We start from the raw sequence: 20,510 nt of genomic DNA, 5'->3' as shown, positions 1-20,510 counted from the left end.
AGTGATTGAATATGGCGTATTCACTTGAAAAGCTCCAAAAAAAAGCGATTGAATTGTTGGAAGATCGGGGAGTAACATTAAAAGACATTGGACAAATCGTGTTGGAGCTGCAAAAAAAATACATTCCCGATCTGTCTCTTGAAGAATGCACATACCATGTTGAAAAGATTTTAAGAAAACGAGAAATCATTCATGCTGTCTTGACAGGAATTGCTTTAGACAAGCTTGCGGAACAAAAATTGCTTCCTGAACCGCTTCAGCAAATTATCGAATCAGATGAACCGCTATATGGAATTGATGAAATTTTATCGTTATCGATTGTAAATGTTTATGGGTCAATTGGATTTACGAATTATGGCTATTTAGACAAAGAAAAATTTGGAATCATCAAAGAGCTGAACAATAGCCATGACGGGAAAGTCAATACATTTTTAGACGATATCGTGGCAGCCATTGCTGCAAGTGCAGCTAGCCGCATTGCTCATAATAACGAAAATGTAAATGATAAGCTGGAAGAGATAAAATAATTTCAGAAAGTGTGCAGCGGGAAATAATTGGCGATTCGCCAATTTTTCCATTTTAAAAGATGGAGATTGCAAAAATAAGCTGCATGAGACGGCTTTTTCGATCCGGATTTTGAAAAAAATTTTTCGTTTGACAAACGGTTTAATAGCAATGAGAGAACGAGCCGATTGTAAACTAAAGTAACATTTCAACTAAAGGATGTGTCATCAATGGAACAATACTTAAATTTATGCAGACATGTGCTTGAGCACGGGGTTAAAAAACAGGATCGGACGGGAACAGGAACCATCAGCACATTTGGATATCAAATGCGTTTTGATTTGGCTAAAGGGTTTCCTCTTGTTACGACGAAAAAAATTCATCTAAAATCGGTCATTTATGAGCTGTTATGGTTTTTAAAAGGTGATACAAACGTAAAATATTTACAAGAACACGGCGTCCGAATTTGGAACGAATGGGCAGATGAGAACGGCGACTTGGGCCCCATTTACGGCTACCAATGGCGTTCGTGGACAGGTGCAGATGGAAATACCATCGACCAAATCTCAAATGTAATTGAACAAATTAAAACGAATCCACATTCACGGCGATTGATTGTAAGTGCTTGGAACGTCGCTGATTTAGATAAAATGGCTCTACCGCCGTGCCATGCGTTTTTCCAATTTTATGTTGCGGAAGGAAAGCTTTCGTGTCAGCTTTATCAACGATCCGCAGACCTTTTTTTAGGTGTGCCGTTCAATATTGCTTCCTATGCGCTTTTAACGATGATGATTGCTCAAGTTTGCGACTTGGAGCTCGGGGAGTTTATCCATACATTCGGCGATGTTCATATTTATAACAACCATATTGAGCAAGTAAAATTGCAGCTGACGAGGGAGCCGCGGCCTCTTCCGACAATGAAATTGAATAAAGAGGTAAAATCCATTTTTGATTTTACTTATGAAGATTTCACGCTGGAAGGGTATGATCCTCATCCTCACATTAAAGGTGAGGTGAGTGTATGATTTCCTTTTTGTTTGCGATGGATGAAAACCGGCTGATCGGAAAGGACAATAAGCTTCCTTGGCATCTTCCGAATGATTTAAAATATTTTAAAGAAACAACGATGAACAAAAAGATCGTCATGGGCCGTAAAACCTTTGAATCGATTGGACGGCCCCTTCCCGGAAGAGAAACGATTGTGTTAACAAAGAATGAAAAGTTTTCTTGCGAAGGCTGTCTCGTTTTTCATTCGATAAATGAATTTTTGCAATTTGCCCAAAACAATAAGGAAGAAGAAATTTTTGTAATTGGCGGAGCGAAGATTTTTGAAGCGCTGCTTCCATTTGCCGATCGGCTCTATGTAACAGAAATTGAGGGGGAGTTTGAAGGCGACACATATTTTCCAAAAATTGATTTTTCTGAATGGAAGCTTATTTCCCAAAAAGATGGAGTAGTTGATGAAAAAAATGTTTATCCGCACCGCTTCCTTGTGTACGAGCGAAATAAAATAAGAACGGTCTGAGTCAATTTGAAGTCAAGGAAGCATTGCTTCTTTCGCCGGCTTCTATAGGACATTAAAAAAGGCGCTGCAGCGTCTTTTTTAGTTGTGCCATATCTTGCAAGTAATACATATAAGAATCATATAATTTCACATGTAAAATTGGATTCAATCGGTCAAAAAAGCCGATTTCTAAATAAAAACAATAGATGTAATTTTATTTTTATTTGAATCGTGTTATAATTTAAAAATTAAGAAATTGTTTAAGGGCAGGGATGTACGATGACGAATTTGACAAAAGTTGAAGCATTCGTCCAAGTAGAAGATATATTAAAAGCGCATCAATCATTAAAGGATGTTGTGACACATACTCCATTGGAATTTAACCAAAGATTATCTGAAAAATATGGTTGCCGGGTATACTTGAAAAGGGAAGATTTGCAAGTTGTACGCTCTTTTAAAATAAGAGGAGCTTACAACAAAATGAAACATTTGACTCCTGAGGAAACGAAAAATGGAGTTGTCTGTGCAAGTGCTGGAAATCATGCGCAAGGAGTCGCATTTTCGTGCAGAGCGTTAAAAGTGCATGGAAAAATTTTTATGCCTTCCACAACTCCTAAACAAAAAATATCTCAGGTGGAATTGCACGGAAGAGAGTACATTGAAATTGTGTTGACAGGCGATACATTTGATGATGCGTATAAAAAAGCGCTTGAATGCGCCGAAAAAGAAAACCGTACGTTCATCCATCCGTTTGACGATAAAGATGTCATTGCGGGCCAAGGCACCATTGCTGTTGAAATTTTAAATGACAGCGATGAGCCAATTGATTTTTTGTTTGCTGCTATCGGCGGCGGAGGGTTAATGTCTGGCATCGGCACATACTTTCAAAGCGTATCGCCGGAAACAAAATTAATCGGCACGGAACCTTCCGGAGCACCAGCTATGGCGAAATCACTCGAAAAAGGCGAAGTAGTCGAACTGGATGAAATTGAAAAATTTGTGGATGGAGCGGCGGTCCAGCGGGTAGGAAATCAGACATTTTCCATTTGCCGGACAATTTTGGACGATCTTTTACTTGTGCCGGAAGGAAAAATTTGTACAACGATCTTGAACTTATATAATGAAAATGCAATTGTAGCAGAACCAGCAGGTGCGCTTCCAATCGCAGCGCTTGATTTTTACAAAGATCAAATAAAAGGAAAAAATGTCGTTTGCATTCTTAGCGGAGGCAATAACGATATTGAGCGCATGCAGGAAATTAAGGAGAGATCCTTAATTTATGAAGGCTTGCAGCATTATTTTATCGTTAATTTTCCGCAGCGTGCGGGTGCTTTACGTGAATTTTTAGATGAGGTATTAGGTCCGACGGATGATATCACTCGCTTTGAATACACGAAGAAAAATAATAAAGACAGCGGTCCTGCGCTTGTCGGCATCGAAGTCAAGCATCGGGAAGATTACCGCGGATTAGTCGAAAGAATGAAAAAGAAAGGTTTTCCTTTTACAGAGGTTAACAAGGACAGCAACTTATTCAATTTGTTAATTTAAAATATTTTTGTATATGACAAATTTTTGCAAAATTCGCTCCTATTTTGTTGTATAATAGAAGAAACGGGTAAAAAGAGGATTGATACTTTGCTATTTAAAAGCCTAGAGTTCAAACTTGAAAATGGACAGAAGGTGAAGATTGTTGAAATCCCAGTATTGGAGGAGGATAACTCTTACCGTTTCATGTTAAATATTCATTTGCAGCTTTTTATAGCGAACATTTGCAAAGAATCAAAGCCAAAAAGCCTTTATAATTTTCGAAGCTATTTGAAGCATGCTTTAAAGTGGAAAGATTATGAATCAATTTTTCAAGACAACCGATTAAAACATAACGCTTAAAGAAATATCCCTTGCAGATATTTGATTATCGGCAAGGGCTTTTTATTTTTTTTAAGCGTTTTGGAGAAGAAGGAGAGATCTGCGAAATTGACCGTTTTTGAATTTTTAAGTTTCAAAATATGTTAGGACGGGTAAAGATTAGAGACTGTTTCTTTTCTTTTGATCAGAAACGTGATAAGGTTGAAATATTATTGTTTGATAGGAAGTGAATATATTGACACAAAAGGTAAGGATCGTTACCGATTCAACAGCAGATTTAGATAAAAATATTTTGGAGGAATACAATATTGAAGTTGTTCCGTTAACCTATACATTGAATGGTGTATCTTATACGGACGGCATTGATTTTGAACCAGCGGAATTTATTGAAAAAATGATGGAATCAGCAGAAATACCGAAAAGTTCTCAGCCTTCTCCGATCCATTTTAAGGAAGTGTATGATCGCCTTCATGCAGAAGGTTTTCAAGTGCTATCCATTCATATGTCCGGTAAACTGAGCGGAACAGTGCGCGCCGCACAGCAGGGGGCAAGCCTGACCGAGGGAGAAGTTACGGTCATAGATTCCAACTATATATCTAGCGCTTTAGGTTTTCAAGTGATTGAAGCGGCAAAAATGGCAAAAAAGGGAGCAATGTTAGACAAAATAATCTCTCATATAGAACAAGTACGAAAAAACACTTTTCTTTATGTATCAGTAGACACTCTCGAGCATTTGGAAAAAGGGGGACGGATTGGAAAGGGAAAGGCTCTATTAGGCTCGTTATTGAATATTAAACCGATCGCTTCTTTACAAGATGGGATCTTTACGCCAATCACAAAAGTTAGAAGCCATTCGCAAGTTGTTAAATTTTTTATGAAGCAATTGATTCAAGATATAAAAGATCGCGATTTGCTGAGGATTGGGGTGGCGCATGCCAATGCATTAGATTTGGCGCTGCGCTTAAAAGAGGAATTGTTGAAGATCACAACCGCCGATAAAATTGATATTTGCACAACGACACCAATCATTTCCATTCATACCGGCAAAGGAGCTTTAGGAGTTTCTTACTATGTGAAGCCATAAGTAAAAGCTAGTTTTTTGAATCTTTTATGAATCATTTTGGAATTTGTTTTCACTTGAATGAAAATTTGATACACTTTCGATGAGAATAGGTGAAAGGTGAATGATCGATGAAGAAGAAAATGTTCATTTCCTGTTTTCTGTTATTGATCTTTTTAACGGCTTGCAGCGGAAATAAAATAAAAGATCCGTTGAATTATAAAGTGGAAAATTTTGAATTTACGGATCAAAACGGACAGCCCTTTGCTTTAGCAGATTTAAAAGGGAAGGTTTGGGTAGCTGATTTTGTTTTTACAAGCTGTGAAACCGTTTGTCCGCCGATGACAGCCCATATGGCTCAATTGCAGGAAAAAGCGGAAAAAGAAGGTGTTGAAGTCGAGTTTGTATCATTCAGCGTTGATCCGGAAGTAGATACACCAGAGAAACTGAAACAATTTGCAAATCAATTTTCCGATTCTCTTGACAACTGGCATTTTTTAACCGGATACAGCCAAGAGACAATTGAAAACTTTGCAAAAAACAGTTTTAAAACGATCGTTCAAAAACCGGAAAGCGATGATCAGGTCATTCATGGAACGAGCTTTTATTTAGTGGATCAAAACGGAGTTGTTTTAAAAAGCTACAACGGTGTTGAAAATACGCCGTATGACGAAATCATCAACGATATAAAAGCTGTTCAATAAAGTTTAAAGTTGGCCTAAAGCGTCTGACAGCAGGGGGAAAGGACCCTCTGTACATGATGCCTTTGGGTCAATTTTAAACTTTTTTTCGTATGATATAATAAAAAGAAAGAGATCGTCACAAGGTGATAGGAATGCTGTCGAAAAAATTTTCTCTTCTTATTATGACTTTTTTCTTATTAACCGGATGTGTCCAAAAATCCACTGCTTCTCCTTCAAATCAAGCGAAGGCGGAAGAGGAAGAGAGCAAACCGATTGAAACTGAAATCGCTGTCGCGGGGAATGAAAGTAGGTCCAGCTCTTTTCAATTGCAAGGAGATATCAAAATTGTTGCACTTGGCGACTCCCTGACAAAAGGAGTGGGCGACCGAACAAAAGAAGGCTATGTTGGTCTCGTTTCAGATGAATTAGAAAAAAAGGAAGACATTTCATCTGTTTCAACAGTCAATTTTGCAGCGATGGGGCATTCAACGGAAAATTTGTTAAAAAAGCTTGATGAAGATCAAGTAAAAAAGGAATTGGAAGATGCCGATCTCATTTTCATGACGATTGGTGCAAATGATTTAATGAAAGTCGTGCGGGAAAATATTTTTGAATTAACAGTTGAACTTTTTCAAGAAGAACGCCTTCTTTATGAACAACGTTTAAGAGACATTATGAACAAGATCCGGTCGACAAATGAACAGGCAGTCATTGCGTTTATTGGGCTTTATAATCCGTTTGCGTGGAAATTGGCAGAATTTCCGGAAATTGATATGATTATTTCGGAATGGAACGAGCGGACGAAACAAATTTTGCTCGGAGATGGACGTGCGGTATTCGTTTCAATTCAGGATATTTTTCAAGAAGGAGAGGACAAAAACCTCTTATATACAGATGAATTCCATCCGAACGAGAACGGATATGTATTGATTGCGGCAAGGGTTATGGAAACATTGGAAAATGGAACAAAAAAGGATTGAAGTAAATGAATAAATGGAAGCTTGCATTTTTTATCTTGTTGTTTTCCAATTTTTTGATTATTCTCATCTCCTCTGGTCTTCTGCTTATGCCTGGGGAAAAGCCGCCTCTGAAAAAGGAAGCGGAAGGTAGTAAAGATTTTGCTGTCTTTAAAGTGGAAACAGATAAACAGACAGTAACTAAGGTCATCAATGATTATTTAAAAAAGGAAGCCGTTCATCAGCCTCTCACATACTGGGTTGAAATTACGGATGATATTAAACTGTACGGCAGCCTTCTCGCTTTCGGCCGGGATTTGGACATGGTCATGTCTTTTGAACCGAGTGTACAGCAGGGAAACGTCATTTTAAAGGTGAAAAGCTTATCGGTTGGGAGACTTTCCGTTCCGGTTTCTTATGTGTTGAAATATATTGATTCCCAATACCACTTTCCAAAAGAAGTGCAGATTGATGCAAAAAATCGCCAGATTGTAGTCTTTCTTGATCAGCTGTCATTGGAAAACGGGTCTAAAATTCAAGCTGAAAAAATTGATTTGGAGGAAGGGGTAATTTCAGCAAATTTGTATGTTCCGCTCCCTCTCAAATAAATAAGCGGGTATCAAAACCCGCTTTTGTTTTGTCAAAATTGAACACGAAGACCTTTTGGATAAAAGTTTTTAATGGTTCCTTTCGTTTCTTTTCCCCAACCGATCGATTCGCCGTCTATTGTCATTAATATCCATCCCCTGTCTACACCCAATGGAGATGAAATCGTTTCTCCCGTTAAATAAGCTTGCCAATCTTTTTCGTTCGTTGAGAAGGAATAACTGTATTTCACATCATTTGGTGTGAGTGACAGGGCAAGATGATGATTCGGTTCAAATCGTTTCTTTTTGATTTCTCCAAGATGGAGACCCGCCCGCAAAACGTTCAACGAAGTAATATCTGGGCATTTTTCAGGTAATACATACAGCTGTTGTTTTTTTAAGAAAAATGCCCCGGTTATTCTTTTCTTTAAAAAAGAATGTTCGAATTGCTGAAACTCAGCTAATTGCTGTTTTTTGACATTTGATTTTAAATATGAAACGCTGCTTCTCGTATTGTTTTCGCCATTTTTGATTAATTTCGCAACGAAATGCCCTTCACCTTTGATTTTATGCGGCCAAAGGCGGATGCATTTTGAAATTTCTTCAAAATTCGTTTTTGTCCATTCCACTCTTCCTCGATCAAAACCTTCACGTTTAGGAATTTCAACAAGAGACATTTCTGGATGCATGCTTACAAATGCCTCAATAACCTGTTCATTTTCTTCAGGAGAAAACGTGCAGGTGGAATAGACGAGAGTTCCGCCGGGTTTTAACATTTGAAACGCTAAAGATAACAGCTTTTTTTGCGTGTACGAGCATTTTTCAACAAGATCCTCGCTCCAAAATTCGATGGCGTTATCATCTTTTCGAAACATTCCCTCTCCAGAGCACGGGGCATCAACTAAAATTTTGTCGAAATAATTAGGAAAGTGTTGAACCAGTTTTTCGGGCCGTTCATTTATCACAATAGCGTTTTGAATTCCGAAACGTTCAATATTTTCCGATAGTGCTTTCGCTCGTTTGAAATGAATTTCATTTGAGATAAGAATTCCTTCATTTTCCATCGCTGCGGCAATTTGCGTCGATTTTCCTCCTGGCGCAGCGCACAAATCTAATATTTTTTCTCCGGGTTTTGCCTGAAGCACTTCAGCAGGAACCATAGCACTCGGTTCTTGTATATAATAGAGCCCAGCTGCATGAAAAGGGTGTTTTCCGGGCTCGTCTTGTTTTTCATCGTAATAAAATCCGTCTTCACAAAAGGGAACTGAAGAAAGAGAAAAAGGTATTTTCCGAATGAACGTTTCTTTTTCTATTTTTAGACGATTGAAGCGCAGTCCCTTGATCGGTTCATCTCGCAAAGCAGAAAAAAAATCATCTGCTTCATTTTTTAACAATTGTTTCATTTTCCGGCAAAAATCATCAGGTAATGCCATATTTCAGATCTCCTTTCCTAAAATATTATAGCGGAATATGAAACATAATGGCGAAAATTCTTTCTGGCGAATTCTTGACGGAGAGGTGAAGATAAGAGAAAATAAATTGTTAGAGATGAAACATTTTTATAGAAAAAGAAAAGCAAGGGAATTTGGTGTAGGGGTGATGTATTTGAAAAAAATATATTTAATTGCTAGCATCGTCATGTTCCTCCTTGCTGTTTATTTTGGCGGTATGGCATATAAACAATACCTTGCTGGAAACTTAGATTACAATTTAGACAAAGTTTACATAAATGTCGGTTACTGCGCCTTGTTTTTAAGCATTGCTGTATATGTACTTCATTTGCGCGAGCATAAAAGTTAAAGAAAAGCGAGATAGAAAGGGGATCCAGAAGGATGAAAAACGTCCTTTGATGGATCGCCTTCTTTCTTTCCTGTAAAAGTAAAAATTTTACATCGTAGTTGATTCTTGATACATAAAAATTTAAAGTCAAAGATATGCAGGTGAAGTTATCATGTTACGTTCAAATAAACAAAATATCTCCCTTATATTACTGCTTTGCAATGTTTTTATCGCTTTTTTAGGAATCGGACTCGTTGTTCCGGTTTTGCCCGCTTATATGAATGAACTAAATTTATCGGGCGTTTATATGGGATATCTCATAGCAGCATTTTCAACTGCCCAGTTGTTTTCCTCGCCGGTCACGGGGATTTTTACTGACCGTTTTGGCAGAAAGATTATGATTGTCATCGGTTTAGTTTTGTTTGCTGTATCCGAATTTTTATTTGCAATAGGTTCTGCGTTCTTCTTGCTTTTGATTTCAAGAATAATTGGCGGAATCAGCGCGGCATGTATTATGCCCGCTGTTACTGCGTTTATTACAGATATCACCACTTTAGAGGACAGGCCGAAAGCGCTTGGATATTTGTCTGCCAGCATTAACGCAGGTTTTATTATCGGGCCCGGCATCGGAGGATTTGCAGCAGAATTCGGCATTCGGGTGCCGTTTTTTCTTGCGGCATTTATTGCGCTTGTCGCAGCCGTTTTTTCCATTCTCCTTTTAAAAGAACCGCTTCCAAATGATAACATTCAACAATTAGATGAAAAACAAACTCGTCTTCAATTTTTCAGCGAATTAAGCAAATCGATCAAACCTCCGTATGTTGTACCGCTATTGATCGTGTTTGTTTTAGCATTTGGTCTTTCCGCATATGAAACGATGTTCGGTTTGTTTGTCGATAAAAAATTCGGTTTTTCGCCGAAAGATATTTCCATCGTCATAACAACAGGAACGATTTTTGGACTCATCGCCCAAATCGTTTTCTTTGACAAGCTAGTGAAGTATCTTGGCGAGAAAAGGTTGATTGAAATTTGTTTATTAGGCGCTTCCGTCTTTATTTTTCTGTCAACCTTAGTTGACGGCTACTTTTTCATTATGGCTGTAACGTTTGCTGTATTTTTAGCATGCGATCTTCTTCGACCAGCTGTCACCACTCTATTATCCAATATGGCAGGAGATGAACAAGGGTTTATTGCCGGCATGAACTCTACTTATACAAGTTTAGGAAACATTGTCGGTCCTGCGATTGCAGGAATTTTGTTTGATATCGACGTCGATTTTCCATACGTTTTAGCTTCCATCGTTTTGCTTTTAGCCTTCATGATGGCAGCGTTATGGCCATTTCGTGATAACATGGAGCAAAAAAGGAAAAATTCTTAATGGAACGAATATACTAGTTTTTGGACTTCGCTATGCTTGAGTTGCAAATCAATTGTTTTGTTCTTTTTAATCGTTTTATAATGTATTGTAGGAAGAACAAGTTGATCTTTACTTTTGCGATGAGAATGAGCAGGCAGGAAAATTAGCTAAAGGGAGGGAAAATGATGAGCAATGAAAAATATGAATTGGCTACTTTTGCGGGTGGCTGCTTCTGGTGCATGGTTCAGCCTTTTGATGAGCTTCCGGGAATTATTAAGGTTGTTTCCGGATATACGGGAGGACATAAGGAAAATCCGACATATGAAGAAGTGTGCTCGCACACGACGGGTCATGTGGAAGCCGTGCAAATTACTTTTGATCCGAACGTGTTTCCATATAAAAAGCTTCTGGATATATTTTGGCAGCAAATTGATCCGACTGATCCGGGCGGACAATTTTATGACAGGGGAGAATCTTACAAAACGGCTATTTTTTATCATTCGGAGGAACAGCGCGAGCTCGCGGAACAATCGAAAGAGCTTTTAGAAAAAAGCGGACGTTTTGAAAAACCGATTGCGACCAAAATATTGCCGGCAAAACCTTTTTACCCAGCCGAAGACTATCATCAAGATTACTACAAAAAAAATCCTTTTCACTACAAACGGTATCGTCAAGCGTCTGGACGGGATGAATTTATACGCAAGCATTGGAGCGACTGGGATAAAGAAGAGCTGAAGAAACGATTGACTCCGATGCAATATGAGGTGACGCAAAACAACGGGACGGAGCCTCCATTTCAAAATGAATATTGGGATCATAAAGAAGAAGGGATTTATGTCGACATCGTCTCGGGAAAACCGCTTTTCAGCTCGCTCGATAAATTTGATTCAGGCTGCGGATGGCCAAGTTTTACAAAACCGCTTCATCAGCATGAGATCGTCGAAAAATTAGATACATCTTACGGCATGATCCGTACAGAGGTTAGAAGCAAAACGGCGGATTCGCACCTTGGACATGTTTTCCCTGACGGTCCAGAACCGACAGGCCTTCGCTACTGCATTAACTCGGCTGCGCTTCGCTTTATACCGAAAGATCAGCTCGAACAAGAAGGCTATGGTGAATATAAAAAACTGTTTGAAGACGATCAAACAGAGTAAAGATTATATGTAAACGAATGGGCACAAAAACATGTGCCCTTTTTTTATTAAATGTTCAAATTTATGTAAAATTCCGTTAAAACCTATATACATCGTAAAACAAAATTAGTATCATATATTAGGTTGAATTTTTATGGATGAAGGAGGGTGAAAATCGTTTATGAATAGCGGTTCTTTTTTAGATCCGGACGGGCCCGAGATAGGTAAGGCAGTATGTATGCGGAAAGAGGCGCTGTTCGTAAGCGATGACACTCTTGCGCGTGCAGACTGCCTCTAGCAAAGGAGGTTAAAGCATGCTGAACATTTATATGTCAAGCGCGAACGGCCAATTGAAGGAAATTGAAGATATTCAAAACGGTTGTTGGATCAACATGGTGGCACCGACTGAGGAAGAAGTTCATTTCGTGTCAGAACGGCTGCAAATTCCAATAGACTTTTTTAAAGATGCACTGGATGATGAGGAAAGATCCCGGATTGAAAAAGAGGACCACAATGTGTTGATTATTGTTGACATTCCTGTTATCACGGTAGATGACATCGGGCAAACGTTTTATGAAACGATCCCGATCGGAATGATCATTACTGACAGTTGTTTTATTACAGTATGTTTGCAAGGAAACCCAATCTTTGAACAGTTTGCCAGAAACAAAGTTAAAGGTTTTTATACGTTTATGAAAACGCGTTTTGCTTTTCAAATTTTATATTTAACTTCAACTTATTATTTGCGATATCTGAAACAAATTAATCGCAAAACGAGCGAAGTAGAAAAAGAGCTTCATCAATCGATGAAAAATAAAGAATTTTTTTCATTGCTCAGTCTGGAAAAAAGCTTAGTTTATTTTACGACATCGCTGAAATCCAATAATATTGTCATGGAAAGGCTGCTGCGATTAAATTACTTGAAAATGTATGAGGAAGATCAAGATCTTTTGCAAGATGTCATTATCGAAAACAAACAAGCAATTGAAATGACAGAGGTATATTTAAGTATTTTAAGCGGAATGATGGACGCATTTGCATCAGTCATTTCCAACAATGTCAATATTGTCATGAAATTTTTGACGGCAATTACGATCGTCATCTCTATTCCGACATTAGTAGCGAGCTTGTATGGGATGAATGTGCCGATACCGTTTCAAAATCATCATTTTGCGTTTTTTATTCCCATTTCCATTTCATTGCTCATGTCAAGCTTAACAGCTTATATTTTTTGGAAAAAAAGATATTTTTAAACTTGTACAACCATAACTGGTCAGATGACTCTGAACTAATACTAGCAGCTTATGTCGGAAAAAGACGAATTTGCCCACTCCTTTTCTTTCGTTGACCGCTGCCATGTCTATAGTAATCTCAGATAATCTAAAATTTGTAAAATTGATTTTTTAAGACAATCACAATGCGGTCGCAGATGAGTTCCTCCTCATGTTTCTTATAGGACGATATCATCTGCCCGCTTGCACAACTGGTGTTTCCAATTTCCAACTGCAGGGCGTTTGTTCCAAAGAATTTGGAAAAATAGGCATGTGCACATACCTGAAAGTCCAAAAAAACATAATGTAAACTGAAACCTAGATTAAAAAATGAGGAGTGGGGCAAATGCATTTTCACCATCACGATTTTCACCATTGTGGACATGGATACGGTTATCCGGTACATGGTGCCGGATATGGCGGCGGATCTTCCTTCGTTTTGATCGTAGTATTATTTATACTTTTGATCATTGTCGGCTGCGCTTATGTAAAATAAAAAAATCCTGCCTTTTCGGGCAGGATTTTTATCTGCATTTTATGTAAACTTAATTTAAAAAATAGTTGACATATATCCTTTCTTTTTTTACCATTTAAGTATTACAGAAAAGGGGGATTACGAAATGAGAATCGATTGGGTTGAATTAGCCGAAAACGTACTATTTGGACATAAAATAACTTATGAGGAAGCTGCTGCAATTTTGGACTGTCCTGATGAAGAATTGCTGCTTCTTCTGCATGGTGCTTACAAGATTCGAAAAGCATTTTACGGGAATAAAGTGAAGTTAAATATGATCATGAATGTAAAATCAGGATATTGTCCAGAAAACTGTTCCTACTGTTCCCAATCTTCCGTATCAACGGCTCCGATCGACAAATACCCGCTGCTTTCAAAAGAAGCCATTTTAGAGGGGGCCAAACGGGCACAAGAGTTGAAAGCTGGAACTTTCTGCATCGTTGCAAGCGGAAGAGGGCCTACAAACCATGAGTTAGAAAAAATATGCGAATCTGTACGCGAAATAAAAGATACATACAACTTGACGGTTTGCGCATGTTTAGGAATTTTAAAAGACGAACAGGCGGAACGATTGAAGGAAGCTGGTGTCAATCGATACAATCATAACTTGAACACATCAGAAAGATATCATGAACATATAGTCACTAGTCATACATATGAAGATCGCGTAAACACAGTTGACAAAGTCAAACGTGCAGGGATTTCTCCTTGCTCCGGTGTGATTATCGGGATGGGTGAATCGAAACAAGATGTTATTGAAATGGCAGCTGCTTTAAAGAAGATCGACGCAGATTCTATTCCGGTTAATTTTCTTCATCCTATTGAAGGAACTCCGTTGCAAGGAGAAAATAATCTTAATCCTCGATATTGTTTAAAGGTGCTTGCCTTATTCCGCTACATGCTGCCGACAAAAGAAATACGCATTTCCGGAGGAAGGGAAGTAAACTTGCGCTCGCTACAGCCTTTTGGGTTATATGCGGCTAATTCTATTTTTATCGGAGACTATTTAACAACTGAAGGACAGGAAATGTCAAAAGATCACGAAATGTTAAAAGATTTAGGCTTTGAGATTGACTTAAATCCGCTTCCAGAAACCGTTCAATAAGGAAACGGTGTCTTGGCATAATGGATCGTTGTTTTTTAATCAGTGGAGAATAAATATGGTCCATTCTATAAAACAATAAAAAATCTTTTTCCAGCTGCAGCTGAAGAAAGAGCATGTTTTCTCTTTAAAACCGCTCCATAAAAAGGCGGTTTTTTTATTTTCGAAAATTTATCAAAACGTTATAATGAAACAAGCAAATTTTTTAGGAAGGTGGAAATATGAGTTCTTTTTATCATTATTTGATGACGTTCAGACATCCTAAACCGAAGGACAAAATCAGCAAGTTTGCAAACGATGCTTATCTTGACCACAGCTTTCCGAAAAATTCAACTGATTATGATGAACTCAGCAATTACTTGGAATTAAATGGATCATATTTGGAAAACATGTCTGTTTTTGATGAAGCTTGGGAAAAATATGTTCAATTGATTGAACAAAAACATTGACTGAGCCTTCAAAATAGTCCGCCCAACTCAAACAAGTTGATGATGCATATAATGTGATAATCGAAAGAGTGATGGCATTAAAGGGGGTGCCTTCATACTGAAAAGAAAAAAACCGAAGTTCAATATTGGCGATCAAGTCGTTATTACTTTGTACGGTACTTTGGGGACGATTACCAACATCCATACGATGGACGAAGAGTTTTTATATGAAATCAATTACAGTGAAATTTTATATTTTGAACATTCATTACAGTTTTTATCAGAATATGATGGGACTGTGTTTGAGTCAGAAACGGTTGAAGTGGAACTGATGTTTGGAATTGGCGATCTTGTTTATGTGAAAGGCTATGGTGATGAAATTTTCAAAATTGTCGGGTACCGGACGGAATTGTGGAGATATAAAGACGATGCGTGGGAGGAAGTGATTTATGAATTAGTGCGGGTGCGCGACGGGGAATGGATGGAATCATCTGCGGATGAATTAAAGCTGGCCGTTTCGAAAAAAGAAGCAGATCAACATTTGCAAAATATTCATATTATCCAACATATTGCTGGGATGGGCGCACAGAAAAATGCTTCTGCTCCGATGAACAGCCAAAAAAACGAAAAGAAAACAAAGCCTATGCAGCAGGAAATCATTGATTCCCTCCTTGATCTGTATAATGATTACAAAGGTCTTTACGATTTATTTGGGGATAAAAAATATAAGGAAATGATGGACGTTGTCATTCAATATTTGAAAAAAATGAGCCGCTTACCATGATCTTTTTTTGAAAAATTTTCTAATGAAAAAACTGCAATGGATGACAAGTAATAGAAATAGAGGAATGGAAGATTACCAGGTCTTCCAATCTTTTTATTCAAAAAATTTTTTAAACTGAAACCAATACAGATTTTTTTCGTAAAAACAAGTAATACAAGAAGGAGGGAAAAGGTGTATGTTGAAAAAATTCATCAAATCGTTTTTAGGCCATCGCCCTTACCATTATTCCAGCAGCAGCCACTACCACAAAAAGCATTATCCTAAGTCAAAATACAAACATGATCCAACTTCTTACGGCCATCATTATTATAAAAGAAAACATCGCTCTGGGTTTGGATTCTTTTCCGGTTCGTATAGCAGCTGATGATGGAAGTTTGGAAAAAGTTTTGGAAGCCGTTTCCGCTTTGGGGTGAGCGGCTGCATAAACCAGGATCTGTTATCGAACGATACGTAGTCCAAAAATTTTTAGGAGTAGGGAGCTACGGAATCACGTATCTTGCAGAAGATTTGTCCACACATCAAAAAGTCGTTTTGAAGCAGCTCCGAAAGCGAAGAAAAACAACGGGTGAACGGCCTTTTCAAAAAGAAAGGGAAATATTGCAAAAATTAAGTCATCCTGCCGTTCCAGCTTTATATGCTGAAATCAATGATGGTAGCCATCAATATCTTGTCATGGAATACAAAGAAGGGCTAACATTTGAGCAATTAATCTTTCAATTTGGAAAAAAATATTCCGAAAAAGATGCTTTTCATTATTTAACAAAAATTCTCGAAGTTGTCCAGTATATACATGATCAAAACGTTGTCCACCGTGATTTAAGAATACCGAACATTCTTCTTTACAACGACAGTATTTCCATCATTGATTTTGGCTTGTCCCGTTTGATTACAGATGAAGAAGAGGAGAGTTTTCATAAATGGGAGCCGGAAAAGCAAAGGATGCGTAAAATTAGCTTTCAGACGGATTTTTATGCGCTGGGGCATTTCGTATTGTTTTTGCTTTATTCATCATTTGATCAAAAGGGAAAAAAAGAAAAAAGTTGGGAAGAGGAGCTAGATATTTCCGTAGAATCAAAGAATATTATAAAAAAGCTGTTTGGAATGGATGGTTCATACAGATCAGCAGAGGAGATTCTAGAGGATATTCAGAAAAATTCCGAAATAGGGGGAGAATAAATGTCTCTATTTAATAAAATTTTCGCGGGCATCGGGATTGGAGCGGCAAAAGTAGATACGAAGCTTACCTCCTCAACGTTCTATCCCGGCGAAGAGGTGAAAGGCATTGTTGTCATTAATGGAGGAAACGTTGAACAAAAAATTGACGAAATTTACTTGTCCGTTCTTACGCATTATATAAAAGAAGTAGATGATCGTAGAGAGAAGAGGCAAGCAGAAATCGCTAAAATACAAATCAATAAACCTTTCGTCATACTGCCGAATGAAACGAAAGAAATTCCGTTTTCATTTCAGCTTCCGCTTGATACTCCAATTACTATCGGAGCATCCAAAGTATGGATTCATACCGGATTGGATATTAAAGGAGCGATCGATCCGAAAGATACGGACTATATCGACGTTGTTCCCGGCGGCTTAATGAAGGAAGTATTAAACAGTATAAACCGAATCGGATTTAAGCTCCTTCAAGTTGAAAATGAAGCAGCGCCATATCGTTTAAGAAAAAGGCTACCGTTCATTCAAGAGTTTGAATTTTATCCGACTTCCGGTCCATTTAGAGGCCGTTTAAAGGAGCTTGAAATTGTTTTCTATTCGATAGGCGAACACGATATTGAAATGATTATGGAAATTGATCGAAGAGCAAGAGGACTTTCCGGGTTTCTCGCCGAAGCGCTAGATTTGGATGAAAGCTACGTTCGAGTTCGTGTAAGCAGGCAGGACGTGCCGAATCTTGATAGCAAGCTTATCAATATCATTCGCCAATATAGCTGATAAACAAGGAGAGCCTAGTTTTTTTGTATGAAAATTTTACAATCATGTCCAATTTAAAAGGCTGTTGTCATAAAATCCGACGGGGAATAGAATCAGTCGGTTATGGCGTAAGTAGGTGTATAACAAAGCTCTCATATTAGCGACAACGGAGAAAGACTATTCCGTTTAGAAAAGCTGTCAAAGTAGCTGTGCAGTCAAATTACGCGGCATTTTTAACTAGCTAAATTTATTGTGGCCGCGATAAAATCGGACCAACCCAAAATGGGAGGAAGAGGGCGCATTAAGGCTGCGAAAATGGAAGGGGTGTTGGGCAGCACATATCGTCACCCCTCTGCTTTTGCTGCTCAGAAATAGAAGCCAGCTATCAAAATTTATGGCGATGAAGAACTTAAAAATCAAAGCTCTCTATGTATATAAAGACGGAAGGAAATGTATCCAGTTCACACACTCTCTTGAAAAGATGAATGAACGGATTTATCAATGCGCGGCAACAGTAAACTTCTTAACTTGAATAAGAAAATACCAGCAGCACGCAAAGGAAATTCTCCTCCACCTTATTAAAAGGCGGCCATCACTACTATTTAACATCAAAAAGAAGCATCATTCTTTTATTGCTTTGCTCGGTTAATTTTACTATTGTTCATGAACCCATAAATAGTTAAGAAAACAAAAAATATACATAAGACTGTAAAAGTGATGCTATAACCTATATTATGTTCGCTGTAATTGTCATAAGCAAACATCCCCAACACGATCGAATTGATCAACAAATTTAATAGTATGAATGGATGTATTTTTTTATCCACTGTTTTCCACCACCTCCCCAACTATCATTCTATCATAGGTTTCAGCAAAAATTGTTTCGAATATCAGCGATAAAAAGAATAAGACGTTTTAAACGATTTGCGTTTTTCCTATTTTTTACTATACTAAGAAATACAACGAAACGAAGGGAGGAAAAAGCGATTACCTTTCCCACTTTCGCTAAAAAGTGGCATATCTTCGCTGCCTTAGATGAATAAAACATATATATTTTTCATCCTGCTTTTTTATTTGATAACGAGTTCCTTTGCGATTAAAAATGAGACAGTTCGCCATGTTGACGATACAATTGTTCAATCAATCGAAGGGGTTCGAAATGATCCATTCACTTCCATTATGTTCTTTTTTACAGAAATTGGTTCATATCATATTCTTCTCCCTGTCACTATTTTCATAAGTATTTATTATATATTTCGAAAAAAATGGATCACGTTCATTATTCTTTACATAAATTTATACGGAGTTCGTTGGATGAATGAAATGATAAAAGAAATGGTGAAAAGAGAGCGCCCTGATTTTGATCGACTGACCGATATTTCCGGCTACAGTTTTCCAAGCGGTCATACGATGAATTCAACAGCTGTCTACGGTTTGATCGCTTATTTAATCAGCACCCGCATAAAAAAAGGAAAGCGGGTCGTTTTTGCTGTTTCCAGTATTTTATGTCTGTTGATTGGATTAAGCAGAATTTATTTGGGAGTTCACTATTTAACAGATGTTTTGGCGGGATTTGCGGTTGGATTGTGCTGGCTTATGTTTATCTTGACAATATCAGAAAAGGTTCGACAAAAGTAGTTGACATTCGCAGCAGGAATTCCCTCCATTGACAGCAAATAAGTTTGGAAAATTGTATTTGGAGGGGACAAGGTTGGCACTGAATCTTCTTAAATTGTCTAATCCATCGACCGATTATGATGTGACGATCTTTCAAACACCAAACATCGGGGAGAAAAAAGGGTATCGGCCCGTATACCGCTTAACTGTCCGTGCAAAAAATCATCAGGAAGTGCTCAAAAAAATTTTTCGGAAATTTAATATTTCGGAAGCGATCCCTCCGGATTATAACGGACGTTATATTTGGACAGGAGACATTGTTTTTATTGATGAAGGAAAAAATGGAACAAAGTATTATAAATTAGTGACCGGCGGGTGGAAAAAAATTCACCGCATTCACGTCCGGTGATTGGAGGATGCAAAATATGCTGCACGGATTCTCATGAAAAATCTGCTATGTTATGATAATATTACTTCAATTATTTTAAATGAAGGGGCTTGATAACATGAGCATTCATATTGGTGCGAAAAAAGACGAGATTGCTGACAAAATATTGCTTCCCGGTGATCCCCTTCGGGCCAAATATATTGCGGAAACTTTTTTGGAAAATGCTGTATGCTACAACAAAGTTCGAGGAATGTACGGTTTTACCGGAACTTACAAAGGAAAGCGCATCTCTGTCCAAGGAACAGGAATGGGGGTTCCATCGATTTCGATTTACATTCATGAACTCATGCAAGAGTACGATGTGCAAACGCTTATTCGCGTTGGCTCCTGCGGTTCCATTCAAAAAGACGTCCGCATCAGAGACTGCATTTTAGCTATGAGCGCATCAACGAATTCCCAAATGAACCGCATAACGTTTGGCTCTGTTGATTATGCGCCTACCGCTAATTTTGATTTGCTGAAAAAAGCTTATGATGCTGCAGTATCAAAAGGAATCGACGTCAAAGTCGGAAGCGTGTTCACGACGGATTTATTCTATAATGATCAAGCGGAGCACGAAAAATGGGCTGAATATGGAATTTTGGCAATTGAAATGGAAACGGCTGCTCTTTATACACTTGCTGCGAAATTCGGCAGAAGAGCATTATCTGTTTTAACGGTCAGCGACCATGTCCTGACTGGGGAAGAAACATCTGCTGCCGAAAGGGAATCGACCTTTAACGAAATGGTTGAAATCGCTCTTGAAGCTGCTATACAGGAATAACACGGCATGTGCGGCGTCATGCCGCTTTTTATTTTTAAAAACATGTTCACAAAAAATGAAGGGAACGGCTTAGCTCCATTTATTACATCCACTCTCTTGTTTTAGAATTTGAAAGATCGTCATCTGCTCCTTTCTTTTATTGAACGTTATGATAAGTTATAATGTAAGAACCGTTTTTCTTCTGTTTGGACAAGTGTTAAAATAGGAGTGAGAGATTATACAAGG

At 38.0% G+C, this 20,510-nt stretch carries 24 protein-coding genes; 23 read left to right on the top strand and 1 reads right to left on the bottom strand.

From position 1 onward, the window contains the following. The first annotated feature begins 11 nt into the window (after positions 1-11). From NSQ61_RS07205 to NSQ61_RS07165, 9 genes are all read left to right on the top strand, one after another. Positions 12-527 (top strand): phosphatidylglycerophosphatase A family protein, encoded by a 516-nt coding sequence (locus NSQ61_RS07205; RefSeq protein WP_340806514.1) that lies wholly within the window; start codon positions 12-14, stop codon positions 525-527. A 207-nt stretch (positions 528-734) separates the two neighbouring features. Continuing rightward, a complete protein-coding gene (locus tag NSQ61_RS07200; RefSeq protein ID WP_066250264.1) occupies positions 735-1,529 on the top strand; it encodes a thymidylate synthase in 795 nt (264 codons plus the stop codon). Continuing rightward, complete coding sequence (locus tag NSQ61_RS07195) at positions 1,526-2,029, top strand: dihydrofolate reductase (protein ID WP_340806509.1); 504 nt, start codon at positions 1,526-1,528, stop codon at positions 2,027-2,029. The genes NSQ61_RS07200 and NSQ61_RS07195 overlap by 4 nt, the downstream gene beginning before the upstream one ends. A 258-nt stretch (positions 2,030-2,287) precedes the next feature. Further along, positions 2,288-3,556 carry a threonine ammonia-lyase IlvA gene (gene ilvA, locus NSQ61_RS07190; protein ID WP_063389677.1) on the top strand — a complete coding sequence of 423 codons (1,269 nt, stop codon included), beginning with the start codon at positions 2,288-2,290 and terminating at the stop codon, positions 3,554-3,556. An 87-nt stretch (positions 3,557-3,643) separates the two neighbouring features. Further along, a complete protein-coding gene (locus NSQ61_RS07185) occupies positions 3,644-3,895 on the top strand; it encodes a DUF2535 family protein (protein WP_063389678.1) in 252 nt (83 codons plus the stop codon). 214 nt (positions 3,896-4,109) lie between these two features. Then, complete coding sequence (locus NSQ61_RS07180) at positions 4,110-4,958, top strand: DegV family protein (RefSeq protein ID WP_063389679.1); 849 nt, start codon at positions 4,110-4,112, stop codon at positions 4,956-4,958. A 107-nt stretch (positions 4,959-5,065) separates the two neighbouring features. Then, a complete protein-coding gene (locus tag NSQ61_RS07175) occupies positions 5,066-5,638 on the top strand; it encodes an SCO family protein (RefSeq protein WP_094245660.1) in 573 nt (190 codons plus the stop codon). 131 nt (positions 5,639-5,769) lie between these two features. Continuing rightward, positions 5,770-6,597 carry an SGNH/GDSL hydrolase family protein gene (locus NSQ61_RS07170; protein ID WP_339199787.1) on the top strand — a complete coding sequence of 276 codons (828 nt, stop codon included), beginning with the start codon at positions 5,770-5,772 and terminating at the stop codon, positions 6,595-6,597. Between the two features lie 5 nt (positions 6,598-6,602). After that, on the top strand, positions 6,603-7,181 hold the full coding sequence (locus NSQ61_RS07165; protein WP_327855922.1) for a YpmS family protein: 579 nt from the start codon (positions 6,603-6,605) through the stop codon (positions 7,179-7,181). 32 nt (positions 7,182-7,213) lie between these two features. Here NSQ61_RS07165 and NSQ61_RS07160 read toward each other — a convergent pair whose 3' ends face one another. Then, positions 7,214-8,593, bottom strand: coding sequence for an RsmF rRNA methyltransferase first C-terminal domain-containing protein (locus tag NSQ61_RS07160; protein WP_130157591.1), 1,380 nt, complete (start codon positions 8,591-8,593; stop codon positions 7,214-7,216). 172 nt (positions 8,594-8,765) lie between these two features. Here NSQ61_RS07160 and ypmT point away from each other — a divergent pair, with 172 nt between their 5' ends. The 14 genes from ypmT (at position 8,766) to deoD (ending at position 20,285) form a co-directional block, all read left to right on the top strand. Next, positions 8,766-8,960 carry a protein YpmT gene (gene ypmT, locus NSQ61_RS07155; protein WP_063389739.1) on the top strand — a complete coding sequence of 65 codons (195 nt, stop codon included), beginning with the start codon at positions 8,766-8,768 and terminating at the stop codon, positions 8,958-8,960. Between the two features lie 151 nt (positions 8,961-9,111). After that, complete coding sequence (locus NSQ61_RS07150; RefSeq protein WP_066250280.1) at positions 9,112-10,317, top strand: MFS transporter; 1,206 nt, start codon at positions 9,112-9,114, stop codon at positions 10,315-10,317. A gap of 164 nt (positions 10,318-10,481) precedes the next feature. Beyond that, positions 10,482-11,453 (top strand): peptide-methionine (R)-S-oxide reductase MsrB, encoded by a 972-nt coding sequence (gene msrB, locus NSQ61_RS07145; protein ID WP_340806504.1) that lies wholly within the window; start codon positions 10,482-10,484, stop codon positions 11,451-11,453. 293 nt (positions 11,454-11,746) lie between these two features. Beyond that, on the top strand, positions 11,747-12,685 hold the full coding sequence (locus NSQ61_RS07140; protein ID WP_063389686.1) for a magnesium transporter CorA family protein: 939 nt from the start codon (positions 11,747-11,749) through the stop codon (positions 12,683-12,685). Between the two features lie 364 nt (positions 12,686-13,049). Beyond that, the gene (locus NSQ61_RS07135; RefSeq protein WP_340786954.1) at positions 13,050-13,199 is read left to right on the top strand and encodes a YjcZ family sporulation protein; all 150 of its coding nucleotides are present in this window, start codon (positions 13,050-13,052) and stop codon (positions 13,197-13,199) included. Positions 13,200-13,323: 124 nt separating this feature from the next. Further along, positions 13,324-14,322: a biotin synthase BioB gene (bioB, locus tag NSQ61_RS07130; RefSeq protein WP_340806503.1), complete on the top strand. Its 999-nt coding sequence runs from the start codon at positions 13,324-13,326 to the stop codon at positions 14,320-14,322. Between the two features lie 218 nt (positions 14,323-14,540). Further along, a complete protein-coding gene (locus tag NSQ61_RS07125; protein ID WP_063389688.1) occupies positions 14,541-14,768 on the top strand; it encodes a YozE family protein in 228 nt (75 codons plus the stop codon). A 148-nt stretch (positions 14,769-14,916) separates the two neighbouring features. Beyond that, a complete protein-coding gene (locus NSQ61_RS07120; protein ID WP_235600520.1) occupies positions 14,917-15,531 on the top strand; it encodes a hypothetical protein in 615 nt (204 codons plus the stop codon). Between the two features lie 175 nt (positions 15,532-15,706). Beyond that, positions 15,707-15,895 (top strand): hypothetical protein, encoded by a 189-nt coding sequence (locus NSQ61_RS07115; RefSeq protein ID WP_327855925.1) that lies wholly within the window; start codon positions 15,707-15,709, stop codon positions 15,893-15,895. A 2-nt stretch (positions 15,896-15,897) separates the two neighbouring features. Continuing rightward, positions 15,898-16,707: a serine/threonine protein kinase gene (locus tag NSQ61_RS07110; protein WP_063389691.1), complete on the top strand. Its 810-nt coding sequence runs from the start codon at positions 15,898-15,900 to the stop codon at positions 16,705-16,707. Then, positions 16,708-17,478 carry a sporulation protein gene (locus NSQ61_RS07105; RefSeq protein WP_063389692.1) on the top strand — a complete coding sequence of 257 codons (771 nt, stop codon included), beginning with the start codon at positions 16,708-16,710 and terminating at the stop codon, positions 17,476-17,478. It abuts the gene before it with no gap. A gap of 1,014 nt (positions 17,479-18,492) precedes the next feature. Then, positions 18,493-19,095 (top strand): phosphatase PAP2 family protein, encoded by a 603-nt coding sequence (locus NSQ61_RS07100; protein WP_063389693.1) that lies wholly within the window; start codon positions 18,493-18,495, stop codon positions 19,093-19,095. 79 nt (positions 19,096-19,174) lie between these two features. Next, positions 19,175-19,483: a YodL domain-containing protein gene (locus NSQ61_RS07095; protein WP_063389740.1), complete on the top strand. Its 309-nt coding sequence runs from the start codon at positions 19,175-19,177 to the stop codon at positions 19,481-19,483. A gap of 97 nt (positions 19,484-19,580) precedes the next feature. Next, positions 19,581-20,285 (top strand): purine-nucleoside phosphorylase, encoded by a 705-nt coding sequence (deoD, locus tag NSQ61_RS07090; protein WP_340806494.1) that lies wholly within the window; start codon positions 19,581-19,583, stop codon positions 20,283-20,285. Positions 20,286-20,510: the final 225 nt, after the last annotated feature.

The organism is Aeribacillus sp. FSL K6-1121, from assembly GCF_038003725.1.
Taxonomy (GTDB): Bacteria; Bacillota; Bacilli; order Bacillales; family Aeribacillaceae; genus Aeribacillus; species Aeribacillus composti.
The sequence above is the reverse complement of the archived record's forward strand: the minus strand, read 5'-3'. Positions and strand labels throughout refer to the sequence as shown.

Excerpts from the sequence above, each read along its gene's own strand:
- NSQ61_RS07115 (WP_327855925.1), top strand. The coding sequence starts at position 15,707 with ATGTTGAAAAAATTCATCAAATCGTTTTTAGGCCATCGCCCTTACCAT.
- msrB (WP_340806504.1), top strand. The coding sequence starts at position 10,482 with ATGAGCAATGAAAAATATGAATTGGCTACTTTTGCGGGTGGCTGCTTC.
- NSQ61_RS07195 (WP_340806509.1), top strand. The coding sequence starts at position 1,526 with ATGATTTCCTTTTTGTTTGCGATGGATGAAAACCGGCTGATCGGAAAG.
- NSQ61_RS07140 (WP_063389686.1), top strand. The coding sequence starts at position 11,747 with ATGCTGAACATTTATATGTCAAGCGCGAACGGCCAATTGAAGGAAATT.
- ilvA (WP_063389677.1), top strand. The coding sequence starts at position 2,288 with ATGACGAATTTGACAAAAGTTGAAGCATTCGTCCAAGTAGAAGATATA.
- NSQ61_RS07205 (WP_340806514.1), top strand. The coding sequence starts at position 12 with ATGGCGTATTCACTTGAAAAGCTCCAAAAAAAAGCGATTGAATTGTTG.
- NSQ61_RS07165 (WP_327855922.1), top strand. The coding sequence starts at position 6,603 with ATGAATAAATGGAAGCTTGCATTTTTTATCTTGTTGTTTTCCAATTTT.
- NSQ61_RS07105 (WP_063389692.1), top strand. The coding sequence starts at position 16,708 with ATGTCTCTATTTAATAAAATTTTCGCGGGCATCGGGATTGGAGCGGCA.
- deoD (WP_340806494.1), top strand. The coding sequence starts at position 19,581 with ATGAGCATTCATATTGGTGCGAAAAAAGACGAGATTGCTGACAAAATA.
- bioB (WP_340806503.1), top strand. The coding sequence starts at position 13,324 with ATGAGAATCGATTGGGTTGAATTAGCCGAAAACGTACTATTTGGACAT.
- NSQ61_RS07170 (WP_339199787.1), top strand. The coding sequence starts at position 5,770 with ATGCTGTCGAAAAAATTTTCTCTTCTTATTATGACTTTTTTCTTATTA.
- NSQ61_RS07200 (WP_066250264.1), top strand. The coding sequence starts at position 735 with ATGGAACAATACTTAAATTTATGCAGACATGTGCTTGAGCACGGGGTT.
- NSQ61_RS07135 (WP_340786954.1), top strand. The coding sequence starts at position 13,050 with ATGCATTTTCACCATCACGATTTTCACCATTGTGGACATGGATACGGT.
- NSQ61_RS07150 (WP_066250280.1), top strand. The coding sequence starts at position 9,112 with ATGTTACGTTCAAATAAACAAAATATCTCCCTTATATTACTGCTTTGC.
- NSQ61_RS07175 (WP_094245660.1), top strand. The coding sequence starts at position 5,066 with ATGAAGAAGAAAATGTTCATTTCCTGTTTTCTGTTATTGATCTTTTTA.
- NSQ61_RS07160 (WP_130157591.1), bottom strand. The coding sequence starts at position 8,593 with ATGGCATTACCTGATGATTTTTGCCGGAAAATGAAACAATTGTTAAAA.
- NSQ61_RS07110 (WP_063389691.1), top strand. The coding sequence starts at position 15,898 with ATGGAAGTTTGGAAAAAGTTTTGGAAGCCGTTTCCGCTTTGGGGTGAG.
- NSQ61_RS07125 (WP_063389688.1), top strand. The coding sequence starts at position 14,541 with ATGAGTTCTTTTTATCATTATTTGATGACGTTCAGACATCCTAAACCG.
- NSQ61_RS07100 (WP_063389693.1), top strand. The coding sequence starts at position 18,493 with ATGAATAAAACATATATATTTTTCATCCTGCTTTTTTATTTGATAACG.